Consider the following 16930-nt stretch of genomic DNA (forward strand, 5'->3'; position numbering starts at 1 on the left):
TCATTCCTTCGGGGTCGCGAGCGCGTTGACCGCGGCCGCGGTGATCGCCGACCCGCCGCGCCGGCCCGTGACCGTGATGAACTCGAGGTCGTCGCGCTCGGCCAGGGCCGCGCAGGATTCGACCGCGCCGACGAAACCGACGGGTGCGCCGACGATCGCGGCGGGACGGGGCGCACCGTCGTCGATCATGTCGAGCAGCGCGAACAGTGCGGTCGGCGCGTTGCCGATCGCGACCACCGCACCTTCCAGGCGGGGCAACCAGAACTCCAGTGCGGCAGCGGTTCTCGTGGTCCCCAGCTGCTCGGCAAGAGTCGGGAGAGTGGGTTCGGACAGGTGGCAGAGCACCTCGTTGTCCGCGGGGAGGCGTTTGCGGGTGATGCCGGAGGCCACCATGTTGGCGTCGCAGAGGATCGGGGCGCCGGCCTCCAGCGCGCCGCGCGCGGCCGCCACGACACCGGGCGTCGCGATCACGTCGCGCGTCAGGTCGGTCTGGCCGCATGCATGGATCATCCGGACGACCACGGTCGCGACGTCGGGCGCGAACGCGGAGAGGTCGGACTCGGCGCGGATCGTGGCGAAGGACTGACGGTAGATCGCGGCGCCGTCTCGTAGGTACTCGGTCATGGTGCTGACGAGCCTAACGGCGCCGCCGTTCGTATCCGCCGTCGGGCGTGGCCTCCACCGAGAGGTGGGATTCGGCCGGCGATCCGCAGCCACGGGCGCAACCGACCCAGTGCTCGCGTTCGTCGACGGGGTCGCCGGCCTGCACCCGGGCCATCAGGTCGTCCCGGACCGGGGCGTGGGCGGACGCGCACCCCGGCGCTCCGACGCAGCAGCTGACGGACGCCCAGGGCGACGCGGCGTCGAAGATCAGGCCCATCGGGGCGAGCACGCGGACGACGGTCTCGGCCACGCCCTCGCCGAGATCGCAGAGCAGGATCTCGCGGTCGGGCGTGAACACGATCGGCGCCTGGACCGCCGCGATGAACTCCGCCAGCCGGGCCGGCAACCGACCGAGTTCGACGACCGCGCCGAGCAGGACCGCGCCGTCGTCCTGGTCGAACCAGCCGACGATCGGCTCGCCGGGGGCGCTCGGCGTGGTGTCCGGGTCGTTGTCGATCACCGGGTCGAGACCCGACGCGACGAGGTCGGTGAGTCGACGCCGGGCGTCGGTGTCGAGGTCGCGGACCCGCCACGCGCCGGGCGAGACCTCGCCCAGACCGGCAGCCACCGCGATCAGCGCGCGAACGATCGCCTCCGAACCACTCGCCGACCCGACGGCGACCCCGCCGATGCTGATGTCCGCCGCAAGGGAGGTGCCGGCGGCGAGGGGGAACTCGGCCGCGACAGCACTGTCCGCCGCGAGCGGCGTGTCGGCCCGGATCACCGCGCACGCATCCGGGCGTCGGGCGGCGATGTCCCCGTGGCCGTCGTCGATGCCGAACAGGAACCGGCCCGACAGGGACGCGGCGGCCGGGTCGGCGCGCAGGGCGTCGTCGAGGGCGGCGGCGAGCGGACGCGCATCGGCGACCCCGCCGATGCGCCCGGTCAGGGGGCTCAGCTCGATGTTGCGCACCTTGTCGTGGGTGCTGCTCGGCGCGAGCCCGGCCGCGACGACCGCCTCGGCGACGGCCTCGACGTCGGTGATCCCGCGCAGCTGGAGGTTGCCGCGCACCGTCAGCTCCAGGTGTCCGTCGGCATGGTCGGCCGCCGCCCGGGCGAGCACCTCCAGCTGATCCGGGCGGATCCGCCCGCCCGGCAGCCGGACCCGGGCCAGTGCGCCGTCGGCCGCCGGATGCGTGTCGAAGACCCCAGGGCAACGGTCGGCGGCGGCCCGGGCTGGCTGGTTCATCCCACCAGCCTACGACCGGCGTCTGCGGTGGCCGTAGGCTGAACGCACCGCGAGCGGGCTGAAGCCGGTGCGATTCCGGCGCGGTCGCGCCACTGTGATCGGGGAGCCGGGATCGATCGGCCATCCGGGAGTCAGACCAGTCCCTCGCACTGCACCCGCCACCCACGGCACCGACACGCACCCGGGCGCGACAACCCGGCGAGGAGACACGATGATCCTGCTGCTCTCGACCTCGGACACCGATCTGCTCACGGCCTCGGCGGCCCATGAGGAGAACGCACCGTCGGGCAGTGCTCCGACGGAGGCGTCGGTGTCCTACCGCGGCGCAAACCCCTCTCGCATCCTGGTCGAGGACATCCCGCGACTCGCCGCCGACGCCGATCTCATCGTCGTACGCATCCTGGGCGGAGTGCGCGCGTGGGAGGACGGGCTCGCGGCGGTCGAGGCGACCGGCAAGCCGCTCGTGGTGTGTTCCGGCGAGCAGCAGCCCGACCCCGACCTGATGGCGCACTCCACCGTGCCGTCCGGTGTCGCCGCGCAGGCCCACGACTACCTCGCGGCCGGCGGCGTCGCGAACCTCGTCAACCTGCACCACTTCTTGTCCGACACCGTCCTGCTGACCGGCAACGGTTTCGAACTCCCGCAGCAGACGCCCGCGTGGGGTGTGCTGGAACGGACGCCTTCTCCGCGGCCGGAACCTTCTGTGCTCCCTGAGGTGCGAGGAGCGCACGCCGAGCCTTCTCCGCTCCCTGAGGTGCGAGGAGCGCAAGCGACGAGCCACGAAGGGCCCGACGCCCCCACGATCGCCGTGCTCTACTACCGCGCCCAGCACCTGGCAGGCAACACCCGCTACATCGCCGCGCTCTGCGATGCCCTCGAGGCGAAGGGCGCGCGAGCGCTGCCGATCTTCTGTGCGTCGCTGCGGACCGCGCCCGACGACCTCCTCGAATTGCTCGGTACCGCCGACGCCCTCGTGGTCACCGTGCTCGCCGCGGGCGGCGCCACCCCGGCCACCGCGTCGGCCGGTGGCGACGACGAGGCGTGGAACATCGAGCGACTCGCCGCACTCGACGTCCCGATCCTCCAGGGTCTCTGCCTCACCGGTTCCCGCGCGGACTGGGAGGACAGCGACGACGGACTGTCACCGCTCGACGTCGCCACCCAGGTGGCGGTGCCCGAGTTCGACGGTCGGATCATCACCGTGCCGTTCTCCTTCAAGGAGTTCGACGACGACGGATTGCCGTGGTACCAGCCGGATCTCGAGCGCTGCGCCCGGGTGGCAGGCATCGCCACCGCGCACGCCCGGCTGCGTCGGACACCGGCCGCGGACAAGCGGATCGCGGTCATGCTGTCGGCCTACCCGACCAAGCACGCCCGGATCGGCAACGCCGTCGGACTCGACACCCCGCGCAGCCTCCTGCGCCTGCTCGATGCGATGCGCGCGGCCGGGTACGACATCGGACCGGAGTCCGGTCCGGGATCGGTTCCCGGTCTCGCCGAGGATGATTCGGACAAACTGATCCACGAGATCATCGCCACCGGCGGCCAGGATGCCGACTGGCTCACCGAGGAGACCCTCGCCGCCAACCCGATCCGCCTGTCGGCGCGCGATTACCGAGCGTGGTTCGACACCCTGCCCGAGGGACTGCGCTCGGCGGTCACCGAGCACTGGGGTCCGGCTCCGGGTGACCTGTTCGTCGACCGCACGCAGAACCCCGACGGCGACATCGTCATCGCCGCACTGACCTTCGGCAGCACCGCGATCATGGTGCAACCGCCGCGCGGCTTCGGCGAGAACCCGGTCGCGATCTATCACGACCCCGACCTCCCGCCGTCGCATCACTACCTCGCGTCGTACCGGTGGGTTGCCGCGCACGACACCGGCTTCGGCGCCGACGCGATCGTGCACGTCGGCAAACACGGCAACCTGGAGTGGCTGCCCGGCAAGAATCTCGGCATGTCGGCGGACTGCGGCACCGACGCCGCCCTCGGCGACCTCCCGCTCGTCTACCCGTTCCTGGTGAACGATCCGGGGGAGGGGACGCAGGCCAAGCGACGTGCGCACGCGGTCCTCGTCGACCATCTGATCCCGCCGATGGCACGCGCCGAGTCCTACGGCGACATCGCCCGCCTGGAGCAGCTGCTCGACGAGCACGCCAACATCTCCGCGCTCGACCCGGCGAAGCTGCCCGCGATCCGCCAGCAGATCTGGACGCTCCTCACCGCGGCGAAGATGGATTCCGACCTCGGTCTGACCGAACGTCCCGACGAAGAGGTCTTCGACGACATGCTGCTGCACGTCGACGGCTGGCTCTGCGAGATCAAGGACGTCCAGATCCGCGACGGCCTGCACGTCCTCGGCGAGCCCCCGCGCGACGACGCCGAGGTCGACCTGGTCCTCGCCATGCTGCGCGCCCGCCAACTCTGGGGCGGCACATCGGCTCTGCCCGGCCTCCGCGAGGCTCTCGGACTCGTCGAGGACGGCTCGGCCGAGCGGGGTTCCGTCGATGCCGTCGAGGCCCAGGCCCGCGAACTCGTGGCCGCCTGCGCCAAGGACGACTGGTCGGCCGAGGCAGTCGCCGCCGCGACCGCGGGACTGCCGACAGCGGTCGGGGACGTGCTCACCTTCGCCGCCACCGAGGTCGTCCCGCGCCTGCGCCAGACGACCGGTGAGGTCCCGCGTGTGCTGCACGCTCTGAACGGCGGGTTCATCCCGGCCGGGCCGAGCGGGTCGCCGCTGCGCGGCCTGATCAACGTGCTGCCCACCGGACGCAACTTCTACTCCGTCGACCCGAAGGCGGTGCCCTCGCGGCTGGCGTGGGAAACCGGTCGGGCGATGGCCGACTCGCTGCTCGAGCGCTACCTGGCCGATCACGGCGAATACCCCCCGTCGGTGGGACTGTCGGTGTGGGGGACCAGCGCGATGCGCACGTCGGGTGACGACGTCGCCGAGGTCCTCGCGTTGCTCGGTGTCATGCCCGTGTGGGACGAGATGTCCCGGCGCGTCTCCTCGCTGGAGCTCATCGGGCTCGAGGAACTCGGCCGTCCCCGCATCGACGTCACCGTGCGCATCTCCGGCTTCTTCCGGGACGCGTTCCCGCACGTGGTCACGATGCTCGACGATGCGGTCGCGCTCGCCGCGGGTGCCGACGACGAAACCGACGAGCAGAACTTCGTCGCCGCCCACGTGCGTGCGGCGATGGCCGAACACGGCGACCGGCGTCGTGCCGCGATGCGCGTCTTCGGGTCCAAGCCCGGCACCTACGGCGCCGGGATCCTGCAACTCATCGACTCGCGGGACTGGCGCAGCGACGAGGACCTCGCGCGGGTCTACACCGAATGGGGCGGCTACGCCTACGGACGCGACCTCGACGGTGTGCCCGCGGTCGACGACATGCGCTCCGCGTACAAGCGGATCGCCGTGGCGGCGAAGAACACCGACACCCGCGAGCACGACATCGCCGACTCGGACGACTACTTCCAGTACCACGGCGGCATGGTCGCGACCGTCCGCGCGCTGACCGGGTCCTCGCCCGAGGCCTACATCGGCGACAGCACCCGGCCCGACTCCGTCCGCACCCGGACGCTGTCGGAGGAGACCAGCCGCGTGTTCCGCGCCCGCGTGGTCAACCCGCGGTGGATCTCGGCGATGCAGCGCCACGGCTACAAGGGTGCCTTCGAGATGGCCGCCACGGTCGACTACCTCTTCGGTTACGACGCGACCACCGACGTCGTCGCCGACTGGATGTACGAGAAGCTCACCGAGTCCTACGTCCTCGACGAGACCAACCAGCAGTTCATGCAGCAGTCCAACCCCTGGGCGCTGCACGGGATCGCCGAACGTCTGCTCGAGGCCGTCAAACGCGACATGTGGCGCGAGCCGCCGGCCGAGCTGCTCGACGCCCTGCGCAACGTCTACCTGCAGACCGAGGGCGACATCGAGGGCCGCGGCGAGGACTCCTCCGCCGGCTGAGCCGTCTTCCGCTGGTTGGGCCGTCTTCCGCTGGTTGAGCTTGTCGAAACCACCCCTCGGGAGAAAAATCGGGCACTCGTTCGTTACCGATGCAGACCCTGACGTCAACGGGTGCCGAAGGGCACCGAAGGACAGGTGAAGCATCATGGCTCTCCGCTGGTTCGCGGCCTACGCCGTACTGGAGATCGCCGCATTCGTCGCGATGGTCATGACCCTCGGGTTCGGCTGGGCGGTGCTGATCAGCCTCGCCGCCGTCGTCCTCGGGGTCGTGGTCCTGCGCTGGCAGGGCCGCAAGGTCTTCGGCGAGCTGCAGCGGGCGTCCCGGAACGAGGTCGACGCCCGTGCACCGCTGGCCGACACCGCGCTCGTCGCCGTGTCGACCCTGCTGCTGGTCATCCCGGGTGTCGTGTCGACCGTGGCCGGGACCCTCCTGCTGTTCCCGCCCACCCGTCGGGTGATGCGTCCGGTCGTCGTGGCCGTCGGTGCGCGCCGCGTCGCGACCGCGATGGACCGGGCCGGGGTCTACGCCACCGGCGTCTACGGCGCGGGACGTGGCGCAACCGTCGTCGAGGGCTCCGTCGTGGAATCCGACACGCCCGAGCCGGGGTCGGCCACCACGCCGTTCGGGATCCGGGGCCTGCCACAGGGCCGCTGAGCCCGTTCTGTACTGCGTCGGACTGGCGGCACCGCCCGGGATCCCGACGCCCGGCAACCGGACCCCTCGCCACCCTTCACCGACGGCAAGGCACACTGAACGATCGTGGCAACCCAACTGCTTCTCGGCGGCGCCGTGTACTCGCCGGCCGCCCCCGACGCGACCGCGATGGCCGTCACCGACGGAATCGTCGTCTGGGTCGGAACCGACGACGTCGGACGTGCGCTTCACCCCGACGCCGAGATCGTCGACCTGGGCGGACTCTTCGTCAGTCCGGGCTTCGTCGATTCCCATGTGCACCTGACCTCCACCGGACTCGGGCTCGATGGATTGACCCTCAACGAGGCGTCGAGCCGCACGCACTGTCTGCGGCTCGTGGAGAAGGCGGTGGCCGCCGAATCCGCGCACGAGGGAGGCGACCTCATCTGGGGTCTCGGCTGGGACGACTCGACCTGGGAGGGTGCCGAACCCGACGACGGCCGGTTCCCGACGACCACCGAGCTCGACGCCGTGGTGGGGACGAGACCGGTCTATCTCGCCCGGATCGACGAGCACTCGGCGGTGGCGTCCACCGCGCTTCGACGCCTCATCCCGGACCTGGCCGACGCCGTCGGGTACCACCCGGAGGAACCGCTGGTCGCCGAGGCACACCACCTTGTCCGGGGCGCTGCCCGGCTCCTCGTGACCGCCGCGCACCGTGAGCGTGCCCAGCGTCGTGCGCTGGACGGAGCCGCGGCCCACGGTGTGGTCGCGGTCCACGAGAACGGCGGACCCGACATCAGCGGTATGGACGACTTCTTGGCGCTGGCCGAACTCGACCACCCCGTCGAGGTCCGGCGTTACTGGGGACAGGCTGTCACCGACGCCGACCACGCCCGCGAACTGATGTCGATCACGCGGGCCGACGCCCTGGGCGGCGACCTGTTCATCGACGGCGCCATCGGCTCGCACACCGCGTGGCTCTCCGAGCCCTACACCGACGATCCGCACACCCACGGCATCAGCTATCTCGACGCCGAGGCGATCCGCGACCACCTGCGGGCCTGCACGATCGCGGGCATCCAGGCAGGCTTCCACGTCATCGGCGACGCTGCGACCGGTGTGGTCGTCGGCGCCCTCGCCGACCTCGCCGACGAACTCGGCACGCCCGCGCTCGCACGGTGCGCACACCGGCTCGAACACGCCGAGATGGTCACCGCCGCCGACGCGGAGGTTCTCGCGCGCTGCGGCGTCATCGCCAGCATGCAACCGCTGTTCGACGCCGAATGGGGCGGACCGGGCGACCTGTACGACGCCCGTCTGGGCGCACCCCGTGCGGCAACTCTCAACGATTTCGCGATGTTGGCCAAAACGGGAGTCGCCCTGTCGTTCTCGTCGGACGCACCGGTCACCGCGATCGACCCGTGGTCGACGATCCGTGCTGCCGTGCATCACCATCAGCCGGCCAACGCGATCTCGGCGCGCGGCGCCTTCGCCGCGACGACCCGTGGCGGCTGGCGGGCCGGGGGCGTCAACGACGGCGTGACCGGCACCCTCACGCCCGGCGCCCCCGCCAGCTACGCGGTGTGGGAGGTCGACGACCTCGTCGTCGCGGGATCCCACGAGAAGGTCCAGCGATGGTCGACCGATCCGCGGTCGCGGGTCCCGGCGCTGCCGGACGTGTCGCCGGGGGCCGACCTACCGCGCTGCGTACGCACCGTACACCGGGGCCGGACCCTGTACGACCGGGACGCCGGATGAGTCCGCCGCGGATCTCCCGGTCCTGGCTCACACAGACCGGAACCGCCGTGGCCGCGGGTGTCGCGATGTGGGCGGCCTTCCCGCCGCGCAACTGGTGGTTCCTCGCCGTCCTCGGACTCGGCCTCCTGTTCGCCGCGCTGTACGTCGGGATGCCCCGGGTGCGCACCGGCGCCTGGATCGGTTTCGTCTTCGGCCTGGCGTTCTTCGTGCCGCTGCTCCCGTGGATCGGCGTCTACGTCGGCCCGCTGCCGTGGCTCGCTCTGGCAGCGATACTCGCCGGATATCTCGCGCTCTTCGGCGCGATCGCCACCGTGACGATGCGGCTACCCGTGCCACCGGTGTGGTTCACGTTGTGCTGGGTGCTCGTCGAGGCGCTGCGCTCCGCGTTCCCGTTCGGCGGATTTCCCTGGGGGCGAACGGCTTTCAGTCAGGTCGACGGTCCGCTGCTGCCGCTGGCCTCGGCGCTCGGCGCACCGGGGTTGTCGGCGGGTGTCGCGCTGTTCGGCTCCTCGGTCGCCTGGCTGCTCGTGGTCCTCGTCCGCGCATACCGACGCACCCGCTCGAATGGCGGTCCGACGCCGGCCCCGGCACCGGTCACCGATGGCCCGGTTCCGGTCGCCGAACGTTCCTCGGGTGTCGTGCGCATCGCCACCACGGCGGTTGCCATCGCGCTGCTCGCCCCGATCGCCGCGATCGCGGCGACCCCTGCCAGCCTCGACCGGAACATCGCCACGTCCTCGGCCCGCATCGGCGCCGTGCAGGGGAACGTGCCGCGTCTCGGGCTGGACTTCAACGCCCAGCGCCGTGCCGTCCTCGACAATCACGTGCGCACCACGATGGCCTACGGCCGGGCGATCGACACGGGGCAGACCGAGCAACCCGACTTCGTCCTCTGGCCCGAGAACGCCTCGGACATCTCACCGCTGGACAACGCCGACGCCGCCGCCGAGATCACCGCCGCCTCCGAGGCCGTCGACGCACCGATCCTGGTGGGCACCCTCATCCGCAACCCCGACGGCCGGCCCACCAACTCGGTCCTCGTGTGGGACGGGGCGAAGGGTCCGGTCGCCCGCTACGACAAGCACATCGTCCAGCCGTTCGGGGAGTACCTCCCGTGGCGGCCGTTCTTCCGCCTGTTCTCGTCCTACGCCGACATGGCCGGAGACTTCCGCCCCGGCACCGGACCCACCGTCGTCGACGTGCCCGGTCGTTCCGGGACGGTGACCGTCGGGGTCGCCACCTGCTGGGAGGTCGCCTTCGACCGGGCCGCGCGACAGTCCGTGCGGGAGGGCGCGCAGATGCTCTTCGTCCCCACCAACAACGCGACCTTCGGCCGTACCGAGATGACCTACCAGCAGTTGGCCATGTCACAGGTCCGCGCGGTCGAACACGGGCGGGCCGTCGTCGTCGCGGCCACCAGCGGTGTGAGCGCCGTCATCGAGCCCGACGGCTCCATCAGTCGGCAGTCGGGCATCTTCACCTCGGATGTGCTGACCGGACGTCTTCCGCTGCACGACGACATGACCCTCGCGACCCGGCTGGGCCCGTGGCCTGAGGTCCTGGCGATCATCGCCGCAGTGGTCGGGCTTTTGTTTGCGCTGCGCTCGCGTACTAGGTTCTCACTCAGGCCACGCAGGGTCGCCGCACGGGCGACCGGTGACACGAAGGAGCTCGATGGCATCGGGGATTGACGCCACGGCAGGGCAGCGGCGGCCCGACGACGCGCCGCAACGCGTGGTCGGCGCCGACGGCACGGGCGCATTGGTCGTCGTGCCGACGTTCAACGAACGCGACAATCTGCCGCTCATCATCGGACGACTGCAGGACGTGCTGCCGGGGGCGCACGTGCTCGTCGTCGACGACTCGAGCCCGGACGGTACGGGCGACGTCGCCGACGAACTCGCGCGGGGCGACGATGCCGAACGCGTGCACGTGATGCACCGCGTCGAGAAGGACGGCCTGGGCAAGGCCTACCTCGCCGGTTTCGCGTGGGGACTCGACCGCGACTACGCCGTCATCGTCGAGATGGACGCCGACGGCAGTCACGCACCCGAACAGCTGAACCGGCTCTTCGACGCCGTCAACGACGGTGCGGATCTGGTGATCGGGTCTCGCTACGTCCCCGGCGGCAAGCTCGTGAACTGGCCCAAGCGCCGCGAGTTCCTCTCGCGCGGGGCCAACACCTACGCCCGGCTCGCCCTCGGCGCGGGTGTCCACGACATCACCGCCGGCTTCCGCGCGTACCGCCGCATCGTGCTGGAGAAGATCCAGCTCGACACCGTCGAGTCCGCCGGATACTGCTTCCAGATCGATCTCGCGTGGCGGACCGTGCGCGCCGGGTTCGACGTCCGGGAGGTGCCGATCACCTTCACCGAACGTGAGATCGGCGTCTCGAAGATGAGCGGTGGCGTGATGTCCGAGGCATTCACGATGGTCGCCCGCTGGGGTGTCCAGAGCAGGCTCGAACGCTGGGGGCTTCTCCGGACGCGGTGAGCCGCTGAACAGACGAACAGACCCGGCAGGTGATCCTGCCGGGTCTGTTCGGTTCGGGGCGTCGAGCGCCCGCTTTGTCAGTTGGTGATGCCCTTGCGTCGCTGCTTGAGGAGGTCGAGGCGCTCGTTGAGCAGCACTTCGAGCTCTTCCTCGCTGCGACGTTCCAGGAGCATGTCCCAGTGGGTGCGCGGCGGCTTGCCCTTCTTCTCCTCGGGCTCGGCGCCCTCGAGGATGGTGCCTTCCATGCCGTTCTTGCACGGCCACTTCGACGGGACCTCCGCGTCGTCGGCGAACGGCACGTCGAAGATCTCGCCGTTGTCGGTGCGGTACTGGACGATGCGTCGTGGCGCGAGGTCGTGGTCTCGATCGGTCTCGTAGCTCACCGCGCCGAGGCGGCTACCCCGAAGTACTCGATCTGCCATGAAGGGTTCCTCTCAACTTCGTCGGATCTCCCGGTCTGCCGGGTGATCTCTGTTGCATTCCTGCTTCGCACGCAGCGCTGCGCACGACTTTCGGGTCGTCAACAGGAACATTCTACGCGCATCCGCGCGCAGGTTCCTCATCGGCGACGGCCCCGTGTTGCCCGACGCGGTCGGCACGGCCGCCGCCGGGAGCGCAAGCGGGGCGACTGGCTGGCCGCCGCCGGGAGCGCAGCGAGCGGGGCGACTGGCTACAGCGGTACGGTCTCGGTGTGGATCCAGGCACTTCGCACCGTGTGGAGACCGGCGCCCCAGGCGGTGACCGACTCGGCGCCGCGCGCCGGCGCCGGCCCTACTCATGCGCCTGGTGCGGCCGCACGATGGTGGACTCCGAGTTGGGGCGTCGTCGGAAGTACTGCAAACGTTCGTGCAGGCAGCGTGCCTACGAGCAGAGAACGTTGCTCGAGGGCACATCCATTCCCGACGACGCGGTGATCCTGTCCTCGGCCGAGGCCGCCGACTTCGGTGACCGGATGTTCGCACTGCGGTGTGCCGCCGAGGACCTCGGCACCGCGGTCGCCGAACGCGCCGACCATGACGTTCTCGCCGGCCTCACCGAGACCCTGCTCGAGCTCGCGCGGGAAGCCGAGAAGTTGCGGTGATCGGGCGCATCTTCGCACCGTCGCTCGTCGTCACCCTAGTGGCGCTGGTCGTCGCCTACCTCTATCTCGGCTGGACCGGACTCGCGCTCTGCGCCATCCTCGGCGTCCTCGAGGTGTCGCTGTCCTTCGACAACGCGGTCATCAACGCGACCATCCTGGAACGGATGAGCGCGTTCTGGCAGCGCATGTTCCTCACCGTCGGCGTCCTCATCGCGGTGTTCGGCATGCGTCTGCTGTTCCCGCTCGTGATCGTCTGGATCACCGGCAACCTGAACCCCGTCGAGGCGCTCGACCTGGCCATGAACCCGCCGCCCGAGGGCCAGACGCACTTCGCCGACGGTCAACCCAGCTACGAGACGATCCTCACCGAGGCGCACCCACAAATCGCGGCGTTCGGTGGGATGTTCCTGCTGTTGCTGTTCCTCAACTTCGTGCTCACCGAGCGCCCGCAGACGTGGCTCACGTGGCTCGAGCGGCCGCTCGCGACACTCGGCAAGCTCGACCAGTTGGCGGTGGTCATCGCCTCACTCGCGCTGGTGCTCACCGCCGAGTTCCTCGCACCCGACGAGGTCCGCGCGACGGTGCTGATCGCCGGGATCCTCGGCATGGTCACCTACATCACCGTCGACGGACTGAGTTCGCTGTTCATGGCCGAACCCGACGCTGACCCGGCGACTGAGGGCGACGCAGATTCAGACGGGGCTGGAGCAGACGGGGCTGGGGCCGAGCAGGCCGACCGGGGGCGGTCCGGCCCGCACCCGGTCACCGTGGCCACCGGCAAGGCCGGGTTCTTCCTCTTCCTCTACCTCGAGCTGCTGGACGCCTCGTTCTCCTTCGATGGGGTGATCGGCGCGTTCGCCATCACCTCGGACCCGATCATCATCGCGCTCGGGCTCGGTTTCATCGGCGCGATGTTCGTGCGGTCCATTACGATCTATCTCGTCCGCAAGGGGACGCTGGGGGAGTATCGCTACCTCGAGCACGGCGCGCACTGGGCGATCGGAGCCCTCGCCGCGATCCTGCTCATCAGCATCGAGTTCGAGATCAACGAGGTGGTCACCGGGCTCGTCGGGGTGGCGTTCATCGGCGCGTCCCTGGCGAGCAGCATTCGTGCGAACAGACGCGAGGCACGGGCGGCGAGCCCCGACCGACTGGCCGTCTGAGGGTCGGTCCCGCGCCCTCCTCGAACGTGCGATGAACGTTTGCGGCACCTTTGAAATCAGCCTGGGCCACCCGCTGTCTTCTGTCGGTCGACAGGTGTACAAATGACGTCGTCGGTGACGTGCATCACGCGTAGGCCCACAGGTAGAGGTAACTGCCGCACGGGCTCCGCGACGCACGTTCAGGTTCTAGGTCGAAAACGCAGAATTCGGTGGCTTCCATGGACAGCAAGCAGCAGCAGATGATCCAGTTCGAGACGAACTGGTACCCCTTGGGCGGGGGTTCGTCCCGGCAGATCGGCGAGGAGTTCGGTCTCACGGATCGGGACTTCTTCTCCGAGGTCGATCGTCTCGTCGACACCGATCCGCCGTCGGCACTCACAGCGTCGGAGCTACGTCGTATGCGTGAGGTCATCCGCCGCCGACTCTGGATGGCGCGCTGATCCTCCGCTGCTCTCGATCCGTCAGCTCTCGATCCGCTTGCGCAGAACCAGGCCCGCCCGGCGCGAGGAACGCCTGGCTCAGGGGATAATCGACCGGTGCCCTTCTCCGACGACGATCTCGAGGCGTTCTATCGCGACGTCGAGGCACGCACCGCATTTCGCGATCAGCCTCGTCGCGCCCGCCGCGGTGGCGTCGACTATCCGGCGTGCCCGACGCCCGACAAGTTGCCGTTCGCCTCACCCGCGGACGCGCGCGAAGGGATCGATCGGCTGCGCCGCCACCTCATCGGCACATCCTCGGAGCTGCGGTACTACGAGTGCTCCTGCGGCGCTTGGCATATCACCAGTTCCGCGCAATTGATCCACCGACGGGTGCCGCCGCCGGCGGCCCGTCGTCGAAAAGGTAAGAAGAAGCGGTGACGATACTGCCCGGACCGCACGCCCTCGTCGACCTCGCAAGCGACGATCCCTCGTCGACCGCCGCGACCTATGAGCGACTGCTCGGACGGGTGGTCGGTACCGACACCGACGGCCGCCGGACGCTGGCCGTCGGCAATGTCGTGCTCTCGCTGCGGGCGCCGTCCGGCGGGTCCGACTCCCATGGCGTCTACTTCACCGTCGACGACGTCCCGGCGACCCGACGCCTGCTCGGTCGGCGCGGTTACCCACTCACCGACTCCGTGCTCGGCGCGCTCGGCGAGACGTCTCCGATCGGGATGGCGGCGCGCCCCGATCCGGTGGGCGGCCCCGACAGCGACCTCACCGGTCTCGACCATCTGGTCTTCACCTGCGACAACCGGGATGTCGCCGTCGCGCTGTTCGCGGGGACCTTCGACCTCGACTTCCGGCTCGATCAGCCGATCGGGCAGGACGCCCGCCAGTTGTTCTTCCGGCGGGGCGACCTGATCGTCGAAGTCGTCGCGGCGCCACGACCGCCGGCCGACCCGGTGCCGTCATCGCCGGTCACACTCTGGGGCGTCGCGTGGCGCTCGATCGATGTCGATGCCACCCACGCACGTCTGACAGCAGCCGGGCTCGATCTCAGCGAGATCCGGGTCGGCCGCAAGAAGGGCACGCGGATCTTCACGGTCCGTCATCGCGAACTCGCCACGCGGACCGTGGTCATCGGCCCCGAGGCCTGAGTCCGGCTCCCCTCCGAGCACCTGAAATCCGGCAAACGGTGGGTTTTCGGGAACGGCTGCGCTAATCTGACTACGAATGTTGTCGAATTAGCAGTTTCCGAGACCATCGTTGGGGGCACCATGACCGCGGTACATGACGAGCGGACAGCAATCGAACCCGAAACCGGAGATTCCGTGGCGGCCGAGCCTCTGCTCAACCACCGCGATGACGAGATCGAGCTGATCCCGCCGGACTCGCTGACCGCCAAGCTCACAGGGATGTACACCTTCCTCCCGATCAACGGGGCGGCGTTCGTGATGCAGGTGATGCACCCGGTCATCGGCGACGTCGTCGGCAAATACTCCGTGTTCCGTACCGATCCGGTCGGCCGTGCGATCCGGTCGGCCGACTCCGTGCTGCGCTGGACCTACGGGGGGCAGGAGGCCCTCGAAGAGGGCAAACGACTCCGCAAGCTCCATCAGCCGCTGCAGATGCGCAATGCCGAAGGAAAGCACATCAGCGCGCTGAACCCGGAAGCGTACGCCTGGGTGATCGCCACTGCGCTACCCACGATCGAGACCGCCGCGCCGCTGGTTCTGGGCCGACACTTCACCCTCGAGGAGCGCCGGGAACTCCTGCGGGACAACCGTCGGATCGCGAAGATCGTCCAGGTGCCGATGAACAACTATCCCGAAACCCTCGAGGGGTTCGACGAGTACTTCGACGACTTCATCGAGAACAAACTGGTCCGGCACCCGGTCGCCCTGGAGCTGATCGATCAGATGCGTGCCGCACCGGTCATCCCGAAGTCGGTACCGAAAGCCCTGCGGCCCGCCGCCAAGAAGGCGGCCGCCACCGCGTCGGTGCCGTTCCAGAACTTCAACTACCTCACCACCGTCGGTGTGATGGACCCGCGGGTCCGCGAGATTTTGGGGCTCACCTGGACCGACGCCGAGCAGCGGCACCTCGAGCGCATCCATCGCAATCTGCGATTCGCCTACCGCACCCTGCCCGAGCGGCTCACGTATTTCCCGCTGGCCTATCACGCGCGGCGCCACCACGACGCGATCCAGGCCATGAAGGTTCGCGAGAAGGCCAGTGCCGCATACCAGTACCACCCGAAGCCGGGTGACTCACCGCAGAGCTGAGCTCTCTCCGGTCGGCCTGGTCACGTCGTCGGGGGCGTGACCAGACCGACGACATGTTCGGCGATCGCCAGCGACGACGTGATGCCCGGCGATTCGATACCGAACAGGTTGACCACCCCGGCGATCCCGTGCGTCGCCGGGCCGTGAATCTCGAAATCGCCTGCCGCAACCCCCGGCCCGGTGACCTTCGGCCGAATGCCCGCGTACGCGGGAACCAGGGCCGCCGTGGGCAATCCGGGCCAGTAGGTGCGGATCGCGCGCTCGAACGCCGCGGCGCGCGCATCGTCGACGGCATAGTCGAGCGCGTCCTCGGTGGCTGTCTCGCCCGCGGTCACGTCCAGCCACTCGACGTCGGGTCCGAATCGTGCGGCGCCGGCGAGATCCATCGTGAAATGCACGCCCAGTCCACCGTCGGCGGGTACCGGATACACGAGGTGCCGGAACGGCGCTCGGACGCCGGATAGCCCGAAGTAGCTGCCCTTCGCGAGAAATCGAGGTGGCAGGGGCCCGTCGAATCCGGTCAGGCTCCGGGCCACCTGCCACGCGCCGATCCCGGCGCAGTTGACGAGTGTCCGCGTGACGGCCGACTCACCGTCATCCGTGTGCACGGTGATCCCGCCGCGGTCGATGTGTCCGCCGATCACTCTGCTGCGCAGAGCGATTGCGCCGCCGAGCGCCTCGAGGTCCCGGCGGAGTGCACGGACCACGCCGTCGACGTCGACGATCCCGGTCGACGGCGAGAACAGTGCCGCGACGCCGTCGATCTCGGGTTCGCGGTCGCGTAGTTCGTCGACACCGATCCGACGCAGGTCGGTGACACCGTTGGCCAGGCCGCGCCGGTGTATCTCGTCCAGTCGTTCCCGCTGGGTGTCGTCGGTGGCGACGACGAGTTTGCCCGGTTGCGCCCACGACACGTCGTGTTCGTCGCAGAACCGCGTCAGCACCCGTCGACCGCCGACGCACAACCTCGCCTTGAGGCTGCCCGCGGGATAGTAGAGGCCCGCGTGGATGACCTCCGAACTCCGCGACGTCGTCTGCGCGCCAACGGAATCCGTGGCCTCCAAGACGACGACCTCGCGCCCCTGCAGCGCGAACGCGCGGGCCACGGCCAGACCCACGATCCCGCCGCCGACGACCAGACAGTCGACCTCGACACGCTCCGTCGTCGCGTGCTCGGCCGGTCGGATGCGCGCCACCGATGTACCTCCTCGTCAGACCGGACCGACAGATCTGTGGTCGAGCATGCCACCCAGCGCTCCGTGG

15 protein-coding genes and 1 riboswitch are annotated in these 16930 nt (G+C 69.7%); of the genes, 11 read left to right on the forward strand and 4 right to left on the reverse strand.

Annotated features, from left to right (window positions below; all coding sequences use genetic code 11):
- Entirely contained in the window at nucleotides 1-624 is a 624-nt protein-coding gene (locus tag MHN80_RS00775; protein ID WP_239398743.1) for a precorrin-8X methylmutase, read from the reverse strand.
- 13 nt (nucleotides 625-637) lie between these two features.
- Entirely contained in the window at nucleotides 638-1852 is a 1215-nt protein-coding gene (gene cobG, locus MHN80_RS00780; protein WP_239398745.1) for a precorrin-3B synthase, read from the reverse strand.
- Nucleotides 1853-1912: 60 nt separating this feature from the next.
- Nucleotides 1913-1991, forward strand: a riboswitch (cobalamin riboswitch).
- A 72-nt stretch (nucleotides 1992-2063) separates the two neighbouring features.
- On the opposite strand from cobG, the gene cobN reads away from it, so the two are divergent.
- The 5 genes from cobN to MHN80_RS00805 all read left to right on the forward strand — a co-directional run bounded on the left by cobN (nucleotide 2064) and on the right by MHN80_RS00805 (nucleotide 10713).
- A complete protein-coding gene (gene cobN, locus MHN80_RS00785) occupies nucleotides 2064-5825 on the forward strand; it encodes a cobaltochelatase subunit CobN (RefSeq protein ID WP_239398746.1) in 3762 nt (1253 codons plus the stop codon).
- A 145-nt stretch (nucleotides 5826-5970) separates the two neighbouring features.
- A complete protein-coding gene (locus tag MHN80_RS00790) occupies nucleotides 5971-6480 on the forward strand; it encodes an FxsA family protein (RefSeq protein WP_239398748.1) in 510 nt (169 codons plus the stop codon).
- 105 nt (nucleotides 6481-6585) lie between these two features.
- Nucleotides 6586-8220, forward strand: coding sequence for an amidohydrolase (locus MHN80_RS00795; protein ID WP_239398750.1), 1635 nt, complete (start codon nucleotides 6586-6588; stop codon nucleotides 8218-8220).
- The gene (lnt, locus tag MHN80_RS00800; RefSeq protein WP_239398752.1) at nucleotides 8217-9911 is read left to right on the forward strand and encodes an apolipoprotein N-acyltransferase; all 1695 of its coding nucleotides are present in this window, start codon (nucleotides 8217-8219) and stop codon (nucleotides 9909-9911) included. The genes MHN80_RS00795 and lnt overlap by 4 nt, the downstream gene beginning before the upstream one ends.
- Complete coding sequence (locus MHN80_RS00805; RefSeq protein ID WP_239398754.1) at nucleotides 9895-10713, forward strand: polyprenol monophosphomannose synthase; 819 nt, start codon at nucleotides 9895-9897, stop codon at nucleotides 10711-10713. Before lnt ends, MHN80_RS00805 begins: the two co-directional genes overlap by 17 nt.
- Before the next feature lie 77 nt (nucleotides 10714-10790).
- On the opposite strand, the gene MHN80_RS00810 is transcribed toward MHN80_RS00805, so the two are convergent.
- A complete protein-coding gene (locus MHN80_RS00810; RefSeq protein ID WP_004019027.1) occupies nucleotides 10791-11135 on the reverse strand; it encodes an RNA polymerase-binding protein RbpA in 345 nt (114 codons plus the stop codon).
- Nucleotides 11136-11428: 293 nt separating this feature from the next.
- Between MHN80_RS00810 and MHN80_RS00815 the strand changes: the two genes are divergently transcribed.
- From MHN80_RS00815 to MHN80_RS00840, 6 genes are all read left to right on the forward strand, one after another.
- Entirely contained in the window at nucleotides 11429-11794 is a 366-nt protein-coding gene (locus tag MHN80_RS00815) for a hypothetical protein (protein WP_374206298.1), read from the forward strand.
- Nucleotides 11791-12957 carry a DUF475 domain-containing protein gene (locus MHN80_RS00820; RefSeq protein ID WP_239398756.1) on the forward strand — a complete coding sequence of 389 codons (1167 nt, stop codon included), beginning with the start codon at nucleotides 11791-11793 and terminating at the stop codon, nucleotides 12955-12957. Before MHN80_RS00815 ends, MHN80_RS00820 begins: the two co-directional genes overlap by 4 nt.
- 218 nt (nucleotides 12958-13175) lie before the next feature.
- Nucleotides 13176-13397, forward strand: a complete 222-nt coding sequence (locus MHN80_RS00825; protein ID WP_004019024.1) for a DUF3263 domain-containing protein — start codon at nucleotides 13176-13178, stop codon at nucleotides 13395-13397.
- 96 nt (nucleotides 13398-13493) lie between these two features.
- On the forward strand, nucleotides 13494-13817 hold the full coding sequence (locus tag MHN80_RS00830) for a hypothetical protein (protein ID WP_064572134.1): 324 nt from the start codon (nucleotides 13494-13496) through the stop codon (nucleotides 13815-13817).
- Complete coding sequence (locus MHN80_RS00835) at nucleotides 13814-14539, forward strand: VOC family protein (RefSeq protein WP_239398758.1); 726 nt, start codon at nucleotides 13814-13816, stop codon at nucleotides 14537-14539. Before MHN80_RS00830 ends, MHN80_RS00835 begins: the two co-directional genes overlap by 4 nt.
- A 120-nt stretch (nucleotides 14540-14659) precedes the next feature.
- Nucleotides 14660-15667: an oxygenase MpaB family protein gene (locus MHN80_RS00840; RefSeq protein WP_239398760.1), complete on the forward strand. Its 1008-nt coding sequence runs from the start codon at nucleotides 14660-14662 to the stop codon at nucleotides 15665-15667.
- Between the two features lie 20 nt (nucleotides 15668-15687).
- Here MHN80_RS00840 and MHN80_RS00845 read toward each other — a convergent pair whose 3' ends face one another.
- Nucleotides 15688-16863: an NAD(P)/FAD-dependent oxidoreductase gene (locus MHN80_RS00845; protein WP_239398762.1), complete on the reverse strand. Its 1176-nt coding sequence runs from the start codon at nucleotides 16861-16863 to the stop codon at nucleotides 15688-15690.
- Nucleotides 16864-16930: the final 67 nt, after the last annotated feature.

It is taken from the genome of Gordonia sp. McavH-238-E (assembly GCF_022348225.1).
Classification (GTDB): Bacteria; Actinomycetota; Actinomycetes; order Mycobacteriales; family Mycobacteriaceae; genus Gordonia; species Gordonia terrae.